Annotated in this window: 17 protein-coding genes and 1 tRNA gene; 13 read left to right on the forward strand and 5 right to left on the reverse strand. The window is 31.9% G+C overall.

Features of this window, described 5'->3' with window-relative positions; all coding sequences use genetic code 11:
• Positions 1-4 precede the first annotated feature (4 nt).
• The 6 genes from H0I26_RS02940 (at position 5) to H0I26_RS02965 (ending at position 7,257) form a co-directional block, all read left to right on the forward strand.
• Positions 5-1,618, forward strand: coding sequence for a S8 family peptidase (locus H0I26_RS02940; RefSeq protein WP_218700940.1), 1,614 nt, complete (start codon positions 5-7; stop codon positions 1,616-1,618).
• 62 nt (positions 1,619-1,680) lie between these two features.
• Positions 1,681-3,504 (forward strand): M1 family metallopeptidase, encoded by a 1,824-nt coding sequence (locus tag H0I26_RS02945; RefSeq protein WP_218700941.1) that lies wholly within the window; start codon positions 1,681-1,683, stop codon positions 3,502-3,504.
• A 102-nt stretch (positions 3,505-3,606) separates the two neighbouring features.
• Complete coding sequence (locus H0I26_RS02950) at positions 3,607-4,116, forward strand: hypothetical protein (RefSeq protein ID WP_218700942.1); 510 nt, start codon at positions 3,607-3,609, stop codon at positions 4,114-4,116.
• Between the two features lie 146 nt (positions 4,117-4,262).
• A complete protein-coding gene (gene rnpA / locus H0I26_RS02955; RefSeq protein ID WP_218700943.1) occupies positions 4,263-4,628 on the forward strand; it encodes a ribonuclease P protein component in 366 nt (121 codons plus the stop codon).
• Positions 4,629-4,676: 48 nt separating this feature from the next.
• The gene (locus tag H0I26_RS02960) at positions 4,677-6,311 is read left to right on the forward strand and encodes a S41 family peptidase (RefSeq protein ID WP_218700944.1); all 1,635 of its coding nucleotides are present in this window, start codon (positions 4,677-4,679) and stop codon (positions 6,309-6,311) included.
• A 58-nt stretch (positions 6,312-6,369) separates the two neighbouring features.
• A complete protein-coding gene (locus H0I26_RS02965) occupies positions 6,370-7,257 on the forward strand; it encodes an OmpA family protein (protein ID WP_218700945.1) in 888 nt (295 codons plus the stop codon).
• 337 nt (positions 7,258-7,594) lie between these two features.
• Here the strand turns inward: H0I26_RS02965 and H0I26_RS02970 are convergent, their stop codons facing one another.
• The 3 genes from H0I26_RS02970 to rpiB are packed head-to-tail and all read right to left on the reverse strand — an operon-like array spanning position 7,595 to position 9,418.
• Positions 7,595-8,041: a GNAT family N-acetyltransferase gene (locus tag H0I26_RS02970; RefSeq protein ID WP_218700946.1), complete on the reverse strand. Its 447-nt coding sequence runs from the start codon at positions 8,039-8,041 to the stop codon at positions 7,595-7,597.
• Between the two features lie 22 nt (positions 8,042-8,063).
• A complete protein-coding gene (locus tag H0I26_RS02975) occupies positions 8,064-8,981 on the reverse strand; it encodes a cation diffusion facilitator family transporter (RefSeq protein ID WP_218700947.1) in 918 nt (305 codons plus the stop codon).
• 2 nt (positions 8,982-8,983) lie between these two features.
• Entirely contained in the window at positions 8,984-9,418 is a 435-nt protein-coding gene (gene rpiB, locus H0I26_RS02980; protein WP_218700948.1) for a ribose 5-phosphate isomerase B, read from the reverse strand.
• A gap of 701 nt (positions 9,419-10,119) precedes the next feature.
• Between rpiB and H0I26_RS02985 the strand changes: the two genes are divergently transcribed.
• The 6 genes from H0I26_RS02985 (at position 10,120) to H0I26_RS03010 (ending at position 15,309) form a co-directional block, all read left to right on the forward strand.
• Complete coding sequence (locus tag H0I26_RS02985; RefSeq protein WP_218700949.1) at positions 10,120-12,378, forward strand: ribonuclease R family protein; 2,259 nt, start codon at positions 10,120-10,122, stop codon at positions 12,376-12,378.
• A 181-nt stretch (positions 12,379-12,559) separates the two neighbouring features.
• Positions 12,560-12,868, forward strand: a complete 309-nt coding sequence (locus H0I26_RS02990; protein ID WP_218700950.1) for a YbjQ family protein — start codon at positions 12,560-12,562, stop codon at positions 12,866-12,868.
• A 61-nt stretch (positions 12,869-12,929) separates the two neighbouring features.
• Positions 12,930-13,607: a head GIN domain-containing protein gene (locus H0I26_RS02995; protein WP_218700951.1), complete on the forward strand. Its 678-nt coding sequence runs from the start codon at positions 12,930-12,932 to the stop codon at positions 13,605-13,607.
• A 127-nt stretch (positions 13,608-13,734) separates the two neighbouring features.
• The gene (locus H0I26_RS03000; protein WP_101015768.1) at positions 13,735-14,412 is read left to right on the forward strand and encodes a LysE family translocator; all 678 of its coding nucleotides are present in this window, start codon (positions 13,735-13,737) and stop codon (positions 14,410-14,412) included.
• A 12-nt stretch (positions 14,413-14,424) separates the two neighbouring features.
• Complete coding sequence (locus H0I26_RS03005) at positions 14,425-14,949, forward strand: GldL-related protein (RefSeq protein WP_218700952.1); 525 nt, start codon at positions 14,425-14,427, stop codon at positions 14,947-14,949.
• A gap of 9 nt (positions 14,950-14,958) precedes the next feature.
• Positions 14,959-15,309, forward strand: a complete 351-nt coding sequence (locus H0I26_RS03010) for a ribose-5-phosphate isomerase (protein WP_101015770.1) — start codon at positions 14,959-14,961, stop codon at positions 15,307-15,309.
• A 185-nt stretch (positions 15,310-15,494) separates the two neighbouring features.
• Here the strand turns inward: H0I26_RS03010 and H0I26_RS03015 are convergent.
• Together H0I26_RS03015 and folB are read right to left on the reverse strand one after the other, a co-directional pair.
• Positions 15,495-15,565, reverse strand: a tRNA-Cys gene (locus tag H0I26_RS03015).
• 50 nt (positions 15,566-15,615) lie between these two features.
• Positions 15,616-15,978 carry a dihydroneopterin aldolase gene (gene folB / locus H0I26_RS03020; protein ID WP_101015771.1) on the reverse strand — a complete coding sequence of 121 codons (363 nt, stop codon included), beginning with the start codon at positions 15,976-15,978 and terminating at the stop codon, positions 15,616-15,618.
• A gap of 156 nt (positions 15,979-16,134) precedes the next feature.
• Here folB and H0I26_RS03025 point away from each other — a divergent pair, with 156 nt between their 5' ends.
• The gene (locus H0I26_RS03025) at positions 16,135-18,144 is read left to right on the forward strand and encodes a glutamine--tRNA ligase/YqeY domain fusion protein (RefSeq protein WP_218700953.1); all 2,010 of its coding nucleotides are present in this window, start codon (positions 16,135-16,137) and stop codon (positions 18,142-18,144) included.
• Positions 18,145-18,219: the final 75 nt, after the last annotated feature.

Raw genomic sequence — 18,219 nt, forward strand, 5'->3', positions numbered from 1 at the left:
TATAATGAAGATTACCTACAAACCAATTGTATTGTCTGCTTTCGCAGCATTAGTATTATCTAGTTGTGGTGGAAGTTTATTATCTACACCTATAGAGAATATTGACAATGCACCAATGAAAGAGTCTCCCTTAACGGACATCGAAGCTCACAATTGGGGTCATTTAGACTTAGCAAAAGATACCATTCCAGGTATGAGTATTGATAAGGCTTACACCGAAATAATTAAAGGTAGAAAAGGACAGCAAATTATAGTTGCAGTTATAGATTCTGGAATAGACATTACACACGAAGATTTAGATGGTGTTATTTGGACTAACCAAAAAGAAATTCCTGGAAATGGAATAGATGATGATTATAATGGATATATCGATGATATTCATGGATGGAACTTTTTAGGAGATGCTTATGACGAACAGTTAGAAATGACTCGTATAGCAGCAACATTGGATACAAGTCTTCCAAGATACGCAGAAGCTAACGCAGAATTAGAAGAAGCATATCAAAGTGCTTTAAGTGGAAAAAAACGTTATGATCAAATTTATGCAAAGGTTAGTAGTGCTAACAAAGTCTTAGCTGCACATTTTAAAAAATCTGATTATACACCTGAAGAAGTAAATGCTATAACTACAACAGAAGGATCTGACTTAGCAACAGCAGTTGCTGCAGCTAAATTTATGTATGCTAATGGGATGACCTCTATGCCTGATGCAGAAGAACAAATGAAAGCTGGTGTAGAGTATTTTACAGACCAATTAAACGCAAACCTAAATAAAGAATTTAAAGGACGTAAAACAGGAGATAATCCTGACGATTTTAATGATAAAGTAGGTTATGGTAATGCTAATGTTATGCCAACTAAAAAATCAGAAAGTCATGGGACCCACGTTGCTGGTATTATTGCTGCAGAACGTAATAATGGTTTAGGTGTAAATGGAGTTGCTAACAATGTAAAAATTATGGCAATTAGAGCAGTACCAAATGGAGATGAATACGATAAAGATATTGCACAAGCTATTAGATATGCAGTAAATAATGGTGCTAAAATAATTAATGGTAGTTTTGGAAAAAGCTATTCTATGCATCCAGAATGGGTAAGAGATGCTATCAAATACGCTAGTGATAATGGTGTTATTTTTGTTCATGCTGCAGGTAATGATAGTAAAGATGTTGATACAGCAGCAAACTTTCCTGATGATAATGTAAACGATGTAGAGCTATCAAATACTTACATTCGTGTTGGGTCTTTAGCACCTAAGTATGGTAGTAAAATGGTATCTAGTTTTTCTAACTACGGTAAGAAAAATGTAGATGTATTTGCTCCTGGCTCTGAAGTGTATTCTACAGTTCCAGAAAACGAATACAAATCAATGGGGGGAACAAGTATGGCATCTCCTGCTGTAGCTGGTGTTGCTGCTTTAGTTTGGTCTCAATATCCAAAATTAACAGCTCCTCAGGTAAAACAAATTATAATGGATTCTGGTTTAGTTATTCCTTCTAAAGTCGTTGTTGGTGGAGATGCTAGTAATGTTCAACCATTTGCCAATTTAAGCAAATCTGGTAAAATTGTAAATGCTTACAATGCTTTAATTATAGCATCACAAGTTCCTAAATATTAAACCAATAATTAAAAAAGCCTCAACCTGCTACGTTGAGGCTTTTTTGTTTCAATTTAAATGCAATGAAAAAATTACTTCTTTTAGTTACTGTTTTTAGTTTTTTTACAGCCTGTAAGTCTACTAAACAAACTGTTCCTACTTCAGGAAACACGATGAATTCTAAATCTACTTATTGGCAACAACATGTCGATTATAAAATGGATATTGATATGGATGTTAATACCTATCAATACAAAGGGAAACAAACGTTGGTGTATACCAACAACTCTCCAGATGTTTTAGATCGTGTGTATTACCATTTATACTTTAATGCCTTTCAACCGGGTAGCGAAATGGATGTACGCTCTCGCACCATTGCTGATCCAGACAAACGTGTTGGAGATCGTATTAGTAAATTAGCAACAAATGAAATTGGTTATATCAAAGTAAACAGCTTAAAACAAAACGGTAAAACTTTAAATCACGATACGGTGGGGACCGTTTTAGAAGTAGATTTAGCTAAACCAATCCAACCAGGTGAAAGTGTAACTTTTACCATGGATTTTGACGCACAAGTACCACAACAAATTAGACGTTCTGGACGTGATAATGCTGAAGGTGTAGCATTATCTATGACACAATGGTACCCTAAATTAGCAGAATATGATTTTGAAGGATGGCATACAGATCCATACATTGGACGTGAGTTTCATGGTGTTTGGGGAGATTTTGAAGTTAACTTAACTATTGATAAAAATTACGTTGTTGGAGGTACTGGTTACCAACAAGGAGACGCTGAAATAAAAGGAAACAAAAAAACATTACGTTTTAAAGCACCAAAAGTACATGACTTTACATGGGCTGCAGATCCTGATTATATTCACGATACTATGCAAGTACCTAATGGTCCTATGCTTAACTTTTATTATAAAAAAGATTTACCCGCTGAGAATTTACAGTTTTGGAAAGATTTACAACCTAAAACAGTCCAATTAATGCAGTATTATTCTGAAAACGTTGGTCAGTATCCTTACGATCAATATTCTGTTATACAAGGTGGTGATGGTGGTATGGAGTATGCCATGTGTACATTAATTACAGGTAAACGTAAATTTGGTAGCTTAGTTGGTGTAACAGCACATGAAATGGCACATACATGGTTTCAATTTTTATTAGCTTCAAACGAAGCTAAACACGAATGGATGGACGAAGGTTTTACAAGTTATATTAGCGACTATGCAATGGATGCCATTAATAATACTAAATTAAAAAATCCAGCAGCTAGTGCTTATAATGGCTACTATTATTTAGTGAAATCAGGAAAAGAAAAACCACAAACAACACATGCCGATCGTTACGAAACTAACATGGCTTATGGTATTACAGCTTACAATAAAGGCTCTGTGTTTTTATCTCAATTAGGTTATGTTATCGGAAAAGAAAACTTAAAGAAAACAATTAAAAAATATTTTGATGATTTTTCTTTTAAACACCCAAGACCAATTGACATTATTCGTACTGCAGAAAAAGTTTCTGGTTTAGAATTAGATTGGTACTTAATGGATTGGACACAGACTACTAATACAATCGACTATGCTATTACTTCAACAGAAGAAAATAATAGCATTACAACTGTAAATTTAGAACGTAAAGGTTTAATGCCAATGCCTATAGATATAACAGTAGAATATACCGATGGGACTACAGAGCAATTCTACATACCTTTACAAATGATGCGTGGAGAAAAGCCCGTAGCAACAACTACTAAAATATTAAACGATTGGGCTTGGGCGATACCAACCTACAGTTTTAGCATCAGCAAATCAAAAAGTTTGATTAAATCTATTTCTATAGATCCAAATCAATTAATGGCAGATATTGATAAAACAAACAATACAATAAACTAATTTTAGTTTATACTATAATAAAAAAAGCTACAACTGAGGTTGTGGCTTTTTTATTTTTGAAACAGTTATATTTGAATTAACTTAATTTTTAAAATCCCTTAAATGAAACACATCACAATTGTATTACTCTGTATTATTGCACTTAGCTGTAAAGAAGAAAAGAAACAAATAGCAACTCCAAAAAACACAAAAACAGAAACGACAACCAGCAATCAAAAAAAAATAAAATCGGTTGAAACAGTAGACAAAACGGTAAATATTGCATTTTTAGAGAATGTTAAAAGTTTAAAAAACGACACCTCTAGTAATCCAATAGCAACATTTAAGACAGAAGCCTCTACCTCTGCTAAAGAAATAATACATTTAAATAAAGCCAACATTAGTGCTGCTTTAGATAAAGCCAAAAATTTTAAATATGCTGTTATTACAGTGGAAGACCACACCATAGTAAAATTAGATTTACACGATTGTAAACCGTCTGGTTCTTGGAGTGCTTGTATGCCCAAAGCAGAAGGTTACATTAAAAAAGGAGAGCTAATCTATCAAAATGATTATGCTAATAATATTATCGGTTTGCCTGGTAGACAAGACTGTCAATTGTATTTATTTTAAAACAGTACAAATTTATAATTTCCTTTAATTTGTATATTCGCATTTAATTAGTGTCTGAAGACACTTACGTCCTAAATTTTGCTAAAAATTAGTACTAAAAACTAAGACAAGCGATACTAACAATAGCCCTAATACACTATACCATAATGCCTTTTACTTATAACAAGCATGAGAAGCTAAAAAGCCAGAAAGCAATTGAGAAATTGTTTGTGGAAGGTAATTCCGTTTCGGCTTATCCTTTACGTTTGGTCTATTCAAAAAATGAAGACTCGCTAAAAGTTGGTGTATCTGCTAGTAAACGTAATTTTAAAAAAGCGGTAGACCGTATTCGTGTAAAACGACTACTTAGAGAAGGCTACAGGCTTAATAAAAAACTGTTAATAGACCAGAATATTGGGCAATACACGCTGATGATTTTATATATTAGTAAAGAAATGCCAGATTTTGAGACCATTGACAAAAAAATGAAGGTGCTTTTTAATAAGTTCACAGATCAAATTTCTAAACTATAAAGTAATCAAATTGAGCCATTTCTTTATACACAGAAAAAAAAATATAGCATGAAAAATAGATTTAAACGACGCCTATTAATTCCAATATTTGCCATTACCATATTATTTACTGGAACTGCCTTTAAAAGTGATTTTTTTGAAATTGCAAAGCAAATAGAAATATTTACTACGCTTTTTAAAGAATTGAATATGAATTATGTTGACGATATTAATCCAGCTGACTTAATGGACCACGCCATTAAAAATATGCTTAACGATTTAGATCCTTACACCAAATTTTATAACGAGCAGGATGTAGAAGCAGAACGTATCCGTCGCACAGGAGATTACACAGGTGTTGGTGCCAGAATTAGAACCTTAAAAGACAAATTAGTAGTCATAGAGCCTTATAAAGATTATCCTGCCGATAAAGCAGGTTTAAAAGCGGGTGACGAGATTATTACTGTAGATGGTGTCTCAGTATCTGGTTATGACGGTGATGCCTCAGACCTTTTAAAAGGGACTGCAAACTCTAAGTTAGAAGTCACTTACAAACGTCAAGGAAAAACAAATAACGCCACTGTAACACGCTCTGAAATAGAAATTGATGCTGTACCACACTTTTCAATGATTAATGAAGAAACTGGTTATATTGTACTTCAAAAATTTAATGCTAAAGCTTCTGCTCAAACGGGATATGCTTTAAAAGATTTAAAAACGCAAGGGGCTAAACAAATAATATTAGATCTTAGAGGTAATCCTGGTGGCTTATTAAACGAAGCAGTAAATGTTGTTAACTTATTTGTTCCAAAAGGCCAATTGGTAGTTACTACCAAGTCCAAAGTAAAAAAATATAATAAAACATATTATACTAAAAAAGAACCTATCGATACAAATATTCCTGTAATTGTATTAATTAATGGTCGCAGTGCCTCAGCATCAGAAATTGTTTCTGGTACCCTCCAAGATTTAGACAGAGCTGTTGTTGTAGGTTCTAGAAGTTTTGGAAAAGGATTAGTACAACGTCCTAAAAAATTAACTTACGGAACACAGCTTAAAGTAACTATTTCTAGATATTATACACCTTCTGGACGTTGCATCCAAGCTCTAGATTACTGGAATAGAGATGACAACGGAAATGCAGTACGTGTTAAACAAGAAAACTACAATGTCTTTAAAACCAAAAACGGAAGAAAAGTATTTGATGGTGGTGGTGTTTTTCCTGATGAAGCTATAGAGGTTACTAAAAATACAGCGATTACTGATGCCATACTAAACAGTCAAAGTATCTTTGACTTTGCTACTAAATACTATTACAATCATAAAATAGAAGCTATTAATAAATTTAAGTTATCTGATGCAGATTTTAATGCCTTTAAAAGCTATTTAAACACCACTGGTTTTAAGTTTGAAACCGAAACAGAGAAAGCACTTAAAAAAGCATTAGAAGTCTCTAAAACAGAAAATTTAGACGACGATATTAGCAAAGATTATAAAACATTACTTACTAATTTAGATAACTCTAAAGCTAAAGCAGTAGAAGATAATAAAAAGCAATTAATGAATTTATTAACAGACGAAATTGTTAAACGTTATGTCTACAGAGAAGGTTTGTATGAGTACTATAAAAGTAATAATGAAGAAATAAAAACAGCTACCCAAATTTTATCAAACACTTCAAAATATAACAGATATTTAAACTAAAATCTATATATTTTTTAACCTCTATAATTTTTGGTATATTTAATGCTACTCTCAGGTTATGAAACACTTATTATTTTTAATATTATTTAGTACATCAATGGTTTTTTCGCAAAGCGAATTAACGCATGATGTGTATTTTAATACCGATGAATACGATGTCCCATTAACGGAAGAAAATCGTATTCTACTATTTATCTCCAACTTAGACAGTATTCCCATCCAAAAAATATCTATCTACGGTTTTACAGATGATAGAGGTAGTAATGATTACAATCTAGACCTTTCTCAAAACAGAGCAAATACTATAAAAGAATTATTTTCTGGTTACGGAATTGACGAAAATTTAATAACTAACGTCAATGGTAAAGGTGAAATTTTATTAAAGGTTTTAAACGAAAACGAAGTCCATAAAATTAGAGGACTAAATCGTAAAGTAGAAATTATTGTTACCCCTAAATTACCCGAAGTTACCGTTGAGGAGCAGCCCGAAGAAGATTCTGAAGTTGTAGAACAAGAAGTTATAAAGGAAACTTCTATTGGTCCAAAAACAACGGATGACATTGCTAAAGGCACTATAAAAAAAGGAGATAAAATAACTTTACAAAACATCTATTTTAAAACAAGTTACAGCTATGTAACCTCAGATTCAAAAAAAACATTAGAAAGTTTAGCTAAGCTAATGCTAAAAAACAAACACCTTTATTTTACTATCCAAGGTCACGTGTGTTGTACGCAAATGAGTCGCGATGCCATCGATAAAAAAACTAAAAAACGTAATTTATCAGTAGCTAGAGCAAAATTTATATATGATTATTTAGCACGAAAAGGTGTAGACAAAAAACGTATGAAATACATGGGTATGCGTCGTAAGTTTCCGCTAGGTGGTGCGCCAGAACTTGATAGACGAGTTGAAATTTTAATTACTTACGTTGGTAAAGCAGAGTAGACTTTAAACCATATACTATTATAAAAAAAGGAGGCTTATAACAAGTCTCCTTTTTTTTTTATATGATAATTAGAGTTATAAACAACGATTAACTTAAGTAATCTAAGCAACGGTTTATCATAAGAAACTGCCGCTTATCTAAAATCTTGCATTTAAACCTTGAATAAGTGAAATTAAACAGAGAATTTTTATTTAACCCTAATGGTATTGTATGTTTGCAGTGTAATAACAAAATAGTTTAGCTATAGTATAGCAAAGTTATTAACAAGACATATTTCTAAGTTAGGTTAGTTTGGTTAACCTTCTTATAAAACCGCTTCGTGCCGAAGCGGTTTTTTTATTTTTTATAAATCATCCCAATATGCGGGATACCATCTTCAAGATACTCGTCGCCAATTTCTTTAAATCCTAAATTTCCATAAAAACGTTTCAAATAACATTGCGCAGAAATTTTAATCTCAGTTTGATTATAGTGTGCTTTTACAGCCTCGATAGACGCATTCATAATATCATAACCATACTTATATTGACGTTGTGCTTTATCAACAATGACGCGTCCAATGCTTGCTAATTCAAAATAATCTCCTGGTTTAAAGAGTCGTGTGTAAGCCACAATTTTTTCATCTTTAAAACCAATAACATGTAATGCTTTTTGATCTTTACCGTCAATATCCTGATACACACAGTCTTGTTCGACCACAAAAACTTCGCTTCGTAATTGCAGTACATCATACAATTCTTGTGTCGTTAATTCGGCAAAGGTTTTTACTTTAACTTCTATCATAATTATTAATTAGTCTATTCTTTTAATCTTGTACAATGACATCTTTAACATCATCTTTTCCATATTCTGGTTGGATGTTAACATGGTTAATATCAAATTTATTAAGCAATAAATTTTCCACTTCATGTAATATTTTATCAAATTGTGTTAATGTAATATCATGTTCAAAATCGATATGCGCTTCAAAATGAGTTTCATCTTCATTTAATTGCCATACATGTATATGGTGCACGTTTTTAATTTCTGCGAAAGCGTTAATCTCTTTTACAATTTGATCTATAGGAATCGTCTCTGGTGTAAATAACATTAATACTTTAGTAGACGTTTTTAATAAATCAAAGCCCATCCAAATTAGATAAATAGCTATAGCTAAGGTCAATGCACTATCAATCCAATAGACTTGATAAAATTTCATTAATAAACCACCAATCAATACAGCAACACTTGCTAACATGTCTGTTAATAAGTGTAGATAAGCACTACGCATGTTCATATTAGCTTGGCTATCCTTTTTTAATAATAAGACACTAAAGCCATTAGCTAAAATGCCTAAAATAGATAACCATATAACTAGGTTACTTTGTATTTCTTGCGGATCTTGAACACGTTTAGCAGCCTCGATTATTAATAAAATAGCGACTATTATTAGGGTAGCAGCATTTATAAATGCAGCTAAAATTTCGGCACGTTTAAAACCAAACGTCCGTTGTAAAGACGCCTCTTTTTTTGATAATCTATTAGCAATGTAACTTACAATTAAAGAGAGTACATCACTAAAATTATGTAATGCATCACTTAACAGTGCCAAACTTCCTGATAGTAAACCACCAATAACCTGAGCTACCGTAATGACTATATTTAAAAGTATAGATATAATAAGATTACGACCTTTTAAGTCGTTGTGATTATGCGTGTGACTATGTGCATGATCATGTCCCATTATTAACAGCCAACTGGTATTTTATCCACACGATTTTGATGACGTCCGCCTTCAAATTTAGTTTCTAAAAAAGTATCCACCATTGCTACTGCTTGTTGTACTGACGTATATCGTGCTGGGATACATATAATGTTAGCGTTATTATGTTGTCTAGTTAACTCCGTAATCTCTTTTGTCCAACAAACACCAGCTCTAACTTTTTGATGTTTATTAGCAGTCATAGCAACACCATTGGCGCTACCACAAATTAAAATTCCAAAATCAGCTTTATCATTAGCCACATCGTCTGCAACTGGGTGTACAAAATCTGGGTAATCTACACTGTCATTAGCGTCTGTTCCATAGTTATTAACAATGTAACCCTTTGATTCTAAATGTTTAAGAATAACAAATTTATAATCTGTACCTGCGTGGTCATTTCCTATCGATATTTTCATAGTAGTAGTGTGTTGTTTGTTTAATTTTCAAAGTTAATAATTGATTACAACTATTAATAAGTAATAGGTATTAACTTATTGATAAAATTTAATTTCGTCTTTATTTTAAAAATGAACACGTTACAATCAATTGTTAACTACTCGTGTTTAATTATTAATTACTTGTTAATATCTTCCGATTGTTTTTTAAAACTTTTATTAGGATTATCCAGATAATTTTCTAAACAAAAATTGGTTATTAACAACCAAAAAAGTTAGCACTTATTTTTTGGAGACTTATCATTATAAAAATGATACATACAAACATGAAAAATAAAAATACTTATTAAAAATACATTGTCAACATACGTTATTAACAGTTGTTGATAACCTAAGTATTTTGTTTATTATCAAACAGTTTAGAGTATTAATAACTTGTTAATAGAGTCCTTTAGTAAACATATCAAATCAAAAGCTTAAAAAGTTATACCGCTATTAACACGCAATAATAAGCACTATTTTTTTTTAAAATTTTAAAGAAAGAATAATAGTATATATATAATATGTGGATAACTCTAAAAAAGAGATTTAATAATAGTTTAATATTGATTTAATATTAAAAACGTAGCTTTGTATAAACTTAATAACCAATCTTCTCCTTTTATTAAGATATAAATAACCGAATTTCACTTAACTTAGAGATTCAATAGATTACAAATTAAATGACAAAAAAGAAACACAGGAAACCTTCAAACAATAAGATTTCCAACCTTACAAATACAATTCTTAGTATTTTAAAAAAAGATAGAAACCAAAGCTTTAACTATAAGCAAATTGCTGCCAAATTAGGAGTCAATGACGCTAGTAGTAGAAATCAGATTATCAAACGATTAGCTAAGCTTAAAGCTAATGCCGAAATAGAAGAAGTAGATCGTGGTAAATTTAAAGCGATTGCTAATAACGAATATCATACAGGAATTTTTGATGCTGCACAACGTGGTAACGGTTACGTTATTTGCGATGCTTTTGAGAATGATATATACATAGCCTCTAACAATGTTAATAAAGCATTGAATGGGGATGAAGTAGAATTATACGTTTACAAACGCAGAAAACAAGGAAAGCTCGAAGGTGAGATTACTAATATTATCAAACGTGCTAAAACAGAATACGTTGGTATTATCCAAATACACGAAAAAAAGAATTTTGCTTTTGTAGTAGTGGATGGTAATAAAATGAAAACTGACATTTTTGTGCCTATTAACAAAACATTAAAAGCCGAAGATGGTGATAAAGTGGTTGTTACTATGGAAGAATGGCCAGATAAGGCAGATTCTCCAAACGGTCGCGTGATTAAAGTTTTAGGAAAAGCAGGTGAGCATAATACTGAAATTCATTCCATTTTAGCAGAATATGGTTTGCCATACGAGTTTCCGGAAGACGTAGAAGCCTATGCTAATAACATTGATTTAAACATTCAGCCAGAAGAAATAGCAAAACGACGTGACATGCGTAAAGATTTAACCTTTACGATTGATCCAAGAGATGCTAAAGATTTTGATGATGCCTTATCATTTACCGTTTTAGACAATGGTTTATTTGAGATCGGGATCCATATTGCAGATGTATCGCATTATTTAAAAGAAGGTACCGTTTTAGATGACGAAGCCTATGAGCGTGCAACCTCTGTGTATTTGGTAGATCGTGTCGTACCTATGTTACCAGAGATTTTATCAAACGGAGCATGTTCTTTGCGTCCACTCGAGGAAAAATACACTTTTTCTGCAGTATTTAAATTAAATGATAAAGCAGAAATTAAAGACCAGTGGTTTGGACGTACAGTAACGTACAGTGATGCACGTTTTGCTTATGAAGAAGCTCAGGCAATTATAGAAAATAATATCGGGTTTAATAAAGCTGAAACTATTTCTAATCCAGAAAAGATAGATACTAATATTCCTGCAGAAGTGTCCATAACGGATAAAGCTTATAATACAACACCAGAAATTGCACAGGCTGTTTTAAAATTAGACGAACTGGCTAAAAAAATGCGTGGTAAACGTATGCAATCAGGAGCAATTAGTTTTGATAAAGTAGAGGTTAAATTTACTTTGGATGAAGAAGCTAATCCAATAGGCGTACATTTTAAAACAAGTAAAGATGCTAATAAGTTAATAGAAGAATTTATGCTTCTAGCTAACAAAAAAGTATCAGAGTTTGTATCAAAAATGACACCACCTAGGACGTTTGTATATCGTGTGCATGATGAGCCGGATGAAAGTAAACTAGCGTCTTTACAAGGTGTAGCTGCTAGATTTGGTCATAAATTAGATTTTAAAAGTAAAGCAGGTGTTGCAGCCTCTTTAAACCAGTTATTATCTGATGTACAAGGTAAAAAAGAACAAAATTTAGTAGATACTTTAGCAATTAGAACGATGTCTAAAGCAGAATATACTACCAAAAATATAGGACATTACGGATTAGCATTCGGAGATTACTCTCATTTTACATCACCAATTAGACGTTATCCTGATGTGATGGCACACAGATTGTTACAACGTTATTTAGATGGTGGAAAAAGTGCTAATGCTGAAGAATTTGAAGAGAAATGTAAACATTGTAGTAACATGGAATATTTAGCGACCAAAGCGGAACGCGATTCGACTAAATACATGCAGATTCGATTTATGCAAGATCATCAAGATGAAGAATTTGTTGGTGTTATTTCTGGAGCTACAGATTGGGGAATTTATATCGAAATTATCTCAAACAAATGTGAAGGTATGGTCCGAATTAGAGATGTAAAAGGTGATTATTACGAATTTGATCAAGAACAATATGCTATTATTGGTCGTGATACTAAAACCATGTATCAATTAGGAGACGAAGTGATTGTTAAAGTAAAAAATGCAGATTTAGTAAAACGTCATTTAGATTTTGATTTAATAGGAAAATACGAACCTAAAGAAGTTTCAGAATAATCTATAATGGACATTATTAACGTTCATACTACTATGAATGTGCAAATAAATAATGAAAAATTGTATCAAAGACTTTTAAAGTTGTGGTACAATTTTTCTATTTTGATAATAATTAAGACATCAGAATTATAAGTAAATCTTGTAAGATTTCAGGAACATTTTAACTAATAAACAAATAACCATGATATTAACAACAACAAACTCTATAGAAGGGTTTAGAATAGTAGAGTATAAAGGTATCGTAACGGGCGTAAGTGTTAATACTAGAAAAGCTTCATTTTCCTTTAAAATGGATAAATATTATGCTTCCGTTGAGGCTACAATGAATGATGCTAAAGAAGATGCTTTTCAAAAATTAACAGAAAATGCTAAAAAACTTAACGCAAATGCAGTGGTAGGAATTAAGTTAGATTTAGAAACTAACCCTAATTTAGCTATGACTATGGTTTCCGTAACAGGAACTGCAGTTAATGTGGCTACAGATAAATAATTGTTAATAAGTGTAACATTCCATAAAAAGAATGCTCTTTATTAAAACAAAACCTTTTAAGATGAAAAATTTATTACTTGCAGTTTTCTTTTTAAGTACTACTTTTTTAGTAGCACAGAATCCTATAAATAAAAATGTTGGAGATTTTAATGAAGTAAAAATCTTTGATTTAATTAAAGTTAGCCTGGTTAAATCTGACGAGAATAAAGTTATGATTACTGGCGAAAGTGCTGATGATGTAGAAATTATTATCAAAAATAACTTGCTTAAAGTACGTATGAAGATTGACCGTAGCTTTGACGGAACTAAAACATTTGTAGCTATACATTACACAGATATAAATCTTATTGATGCTAATGAAGGTTCAAAAGTGGTGGGTAACGAGTTGATCACACAAGACAATATTGAGCTTCGTGCACAAGAAGGAGCATCTATCATTGTTGGTTTAGATGTCGATAGAGTAACTGTAAGGGCTGTTTCTGGTGGAATTGTAGAAACTAGAGGTAAAGCCAAGTCTCAGGATATTACGCTTAATACAGGCGGTATTTACGAGGGACGTGATTTTGAAACTAAAAACACGACGGTTAAAGTAAGAGCTGCAGGAGAGGCAGAAGTAAAAGCAAGTAATTCTGTGGATGCACGTATTACTGCAGGTGGAACCATAGATATCTACGGAAACCCTAATACGGTTACCAAAAAACAAACTTTTGGAGGTAAGATTAGAGTAAGAGATAATTAGTAATATCTCATCGAGTATAACTTCAAAAAAGCCTCAAAATATATTTGAGGCTTTTTTTATTTGTAGCTATAGTACTATGTGTTAAGTAAATATTTTCTTTACTTTGTAATAAACTCAACTAAAAATAATGTTCGACGATATACTTACAGCTATTCCTTTTGGTATTATTCTTTCTTTTACCGTAGGACCTGTTTTTTTCGTATTATTAGAAACTAGTGCCACTAAAGGGGCTAGAAGTGCATTAATCTTTGATGCTGGTGTTATTTTTGCCGATATTTTATTTATTCTTGTTGCTTTCTTTAGTACTGAAAAACTGGTTGGTAAAATAGAAAATGATCCTAATTTTATCATTTTTGGTGGGGTATTGTTAGTAGTCTATGGATTAATATCATTTATAAAAACATCTAGATCGTTTCGTTCTATAGTGAAAGAGTATCACAAAGTAGAAATTCAGAAAGATTACGGTAAACTTTTTATAAAAGGGTTTCTACTAAACTTTATTAACATTGGTGTGTTACTAGGATGGTTAGGATTTATAGTTCTTGCTAATAAAATTACAACCTCAGAAAACGGGGTTATAGTGTTTATAACTACTATGATTGTATCTTATTTTGTAACAGATTTATTCAAAATTGTTGCTGCAAAACGTCTAAAAAATAAACTAACACCTAGATTAATTTTTAAAACTAAAAAGATAATAGCTTTAGTTATTTTAGGATTTGGTATTTTAATATTAGCCCAAGGATTTTTTCCAGAAGAAAAAGAAAAGCTTAAAGAAAGATTTGAGCAGATTAATCCATTATAAATAGTTTATTTTTTGAATACTATACAATCTAAAACGTTCGGATTACTACTTCGTGTTTGTATCTCTGTTTTATTACTGGGGGCTTTGTTTAAAATAATGCATTGGCCTTATGCGACTATAGTAATGCTACTATCTATTTCTGGAATTTTAATATTGTATCCGCTTAGATTTTGTTTTATTACAGAAAAATCGACTATGGATTATGTTAAATTAGCACTAGTCGTATTATGGTGTTTAAATTATTTAACAAAGGTATTTCACCTGTATCAACTGCCTCTATTTTTTAATATTGTATTACTGCTACTGTTTATCTGGTGGTTTATTAACGAAGGCGGAACTGCACTTAGTTTTAGAAACATTAAGATTAAAGGTGTTTTAAAACTGTTTTATATGGCTATAGTAATTTTCGCTTTTGGTTGTATTGTATTGGGTGCTGTATTTAAAATCCAACATTGGCCTTACAGTAATTTATTATTTGTGATAGGAGTGACACTCACTTCAATTTTAGTGACTGTAGATCATTTTGTAAGAGCCTAACATAATAGCATGGCTAAAACACAATATCATATTTATGTCGTCGAGTTATCTAAAAAAGTATTCAGTCAGAATACTAAGTTTAGAATAGCTAATCCGCAATTTAATGGCGTTTTAGAGTGTTTATATGTTGGTATGACTAGCAAAACACCTAAAGAACGATTTTTACAGCATAAAACGGGTTATATTAATAAAAAAGGACATAAACTATCGTCTAACATTGTTGAAAAATATGGGTCTTATCTAAGACCCAGCTTATATAATCATATTGGACCAATAAGTACTAGAGCGGAAGCTTTAAAAATGGAAGAAACTTTAGCTTTAGAGTTAAGGCGACAACGGTATGCGGTTTGGTTTAATTAATTACTAATAGTCATTGCGAGGGACGAAGCAATCTCATACTAACTATCTTTTAGTGCGATAATAAGCGATAAAACAAAACTCTTACTGAAGGTTTTATTATCGCGAGGTACTATTAAATTAGACTATAATTTCCATTTAAAACAAGACATAAAAAAAAGCGCTACTTATAAAGTAACGCTTTCTTGAGGTGTCGAGCGGATTCGAACCGCTGTAGATGGTGTTGCAGACCACTGCCTAGCCGCTCGGCCACGACACCCTTAATAGAACAGCAAATATAAAAATAATTACCGTTTTACCCTATTTCTGTTAGTTTTTTCTTTTTTCCGTCAATTCTATGGTAACCATCTGTACGTCACCACCAATTGGAGGATTTATTTTACTTACAGCCACTGTTGCTACAGTAATTAATTTGTCTTCTTTAAAAATACGGTCTAAAATACGCTTAGCAACATGCTCTAAAAGCGCACTTGGTGTCGCCATTTCTTCAACAACAACTTTGTTTAAAAATACATAATCAACTGTATCTTCTAAGTTATCTGATGCCGTACTTTTCTGTAAGTCTGCTTTTACTTTTAAATTTACTAAGTATTCACTTCCTATAGCAGTTTCTTCTTTTAAACAACCATGATGAGCAGTTACACGTATATTTTCAACTTTAATTATTCCCATTTTCTATAAAATTTTGAGCAAAAATACCTAAAATAGTACCTTACTAAATTTTTAAAGTGCGGTTAAATTCATTTCAACTAAAAAATAACTAATTTTACAGCTTATAGTTAAATTGGTATTAGACCAATAATCTGTTAAAGTAAAGCACAAATACATATGTCTGAAGATAAAAAAGCACTTAATTTTTTAGAGCAAATAATAGAAGAAGATTTAACTAATGGTTTAGATCAGAACAACCTTCGTTTTAGATTTCCACCAGAACCTAATGGCTATTTACATATTGGTCATACTAAAGCTATAGGAATTAGTTTTGGTTTAGGTGAAAAATATAATGCTCCTGTTAACTTACGTTTTGACGATACTAATCCGGCTAAAGAGGAGCAGGAGTATGTGGACGCTATTAAGGAAGATATTTCTTGGTTAGGTTATCAATGGGCAGAAGAACGCTACTCTTCAGATTATTTTCAGATTTTATTTGATTGGGCAGTGCAGTTAATAAAAGATGGTAAAGCATATGTAGATTCTCAATCTTCAAAAGCTATGGCAGAACAAAAAGGAACACCAACACAACCAGGTATTGATGGTCCTAATAGAAATAGATCTGTGGAAGAGAACTTAGACCTTTTTATGCGTATGAAAAATGGCGAGTTTGATGAAGGAGAACATATTTTACGTGCTAAAATAGACATGCAACATCCAAATATGTTAATGCGGGATCCATTAATGTATCGTATTTTAAAAAAAGCGCATCACAGGACAGGAGACGATTGGTGTATTTATCCAATGTATGACTGGACACATGGTGAGAGTGATTATATCGAGCAAATTTCGCACAGTTTATGTTCACTAGAGTTTAATCCGCATAGAGAACTTTACGATTGGTTTAAGGAGCAAGTGTATACTTATGGTAAAGACACGTATCCAATGCAACCTAAACAACGTGAGTTTGCACGTTTAAATCTTAGTTATACAATCATGAGTAAGCGTAAGCTACTTAAATTGGTAAAAGAAGGTATTGTAAACGGTTGGGACGATCCACGTATGCCTACAATTTCTGGGTTACGTCGTCGTGGTTTTACACCAGACTCAATCAAAAAATTTATTGATACTGTTGGTGTAGCAAAACGTGATAATATTATTGATGTTGCGCTTTTAGAATTTTGTATCCGTGAAGATTTAAATAAAAAAGCACCTCGTGTAATGGCGGTTTTAGAGCCATTAAAAGTGGTCATTACAAACTACCCGGAAGATAAAGAGGAATGGTTTGAAGCAGAAAATAATCAAGAAGATGAGTCTGCAGGGTTTAGAAAAGTACCTTTTTCTAGAGAAATTTATATTGAAAAAGAAGATTTTAAAGAAGAAGCAAGTAGTCAATTTTTTAGACTAAAATTAGGTGGAGAAGTACGTCTTAAAAATGCCTACATTATTAAAGCAGATAGCGTTGTTAAAGATGCAGATGGAAACGTTACCGAAGTACATTGTACCTATTCTGACGATACAGAACGCCGTATTAAAGGAACATTACATTGGGTAAGTATTAAACATGCAGTTAAAGCTGAGGTTAGAGAATACGATAGATTATTTTTAGACGAAGCACCAGATAGTCATGAGGATAAAGATTTTATGGAATTTATAAATCCTAAATCTTTAAAAATTATTGAAGCATTTGTAGAGCCAAGTTTAACAGAATCTAAAGTAGGAGAGCAGTTTCAGTTTCAACGTTTAGGGTATTTTAATGTTGATAAAGATTCTAAAGCGGAAGCTTTAGTATTTAATAAAACAGTTGGTTTACGTGATAGTTGGGCAAAACAAAAGCCAAAAACAACCGCTCAGGATACCCAACAAAAACAACCACAACAGAATAATAGACCGGCAATTGAACAAATTAAATCATATGGTAAAAAGTATGATAGAATGAAGCCAGAACAACAAGATAAGGCTAAAGCCGAAATACAAGCACTAGCAAAAGAAGTGGCTTATCAAGATTTGGAACCTTTGTTTGGTACGTCTGTTAAAAAGACCGGAACACGTGTTATTACTATGATAACTTTAGGGGTCTTATTAGCGAACGGTTTAGATAAAAATCAAGCTATCGAGGACTTTATTAACAAAGCTTTAGAAGATAAAAACGAATTATTAGTTAACGAAGCTAAAGCAATTATGTAATTGTTTTTAAACCCTTTAAAGGGCGTTTTTACATTAATAAACTGCTTTTTTACATCTAAAACGATATCAAGTATA

It is taken from the genome of Olleya sp. HaHaR_3_96 (assembly GCF_019278545.1).
In the GTDB taxonomy this organism is placed as follows: domain Bacteria; phylum Bacteroidota; class Bacteroidia; order Flavobacteriales; family Flavobacteriaceae; genus Olleya.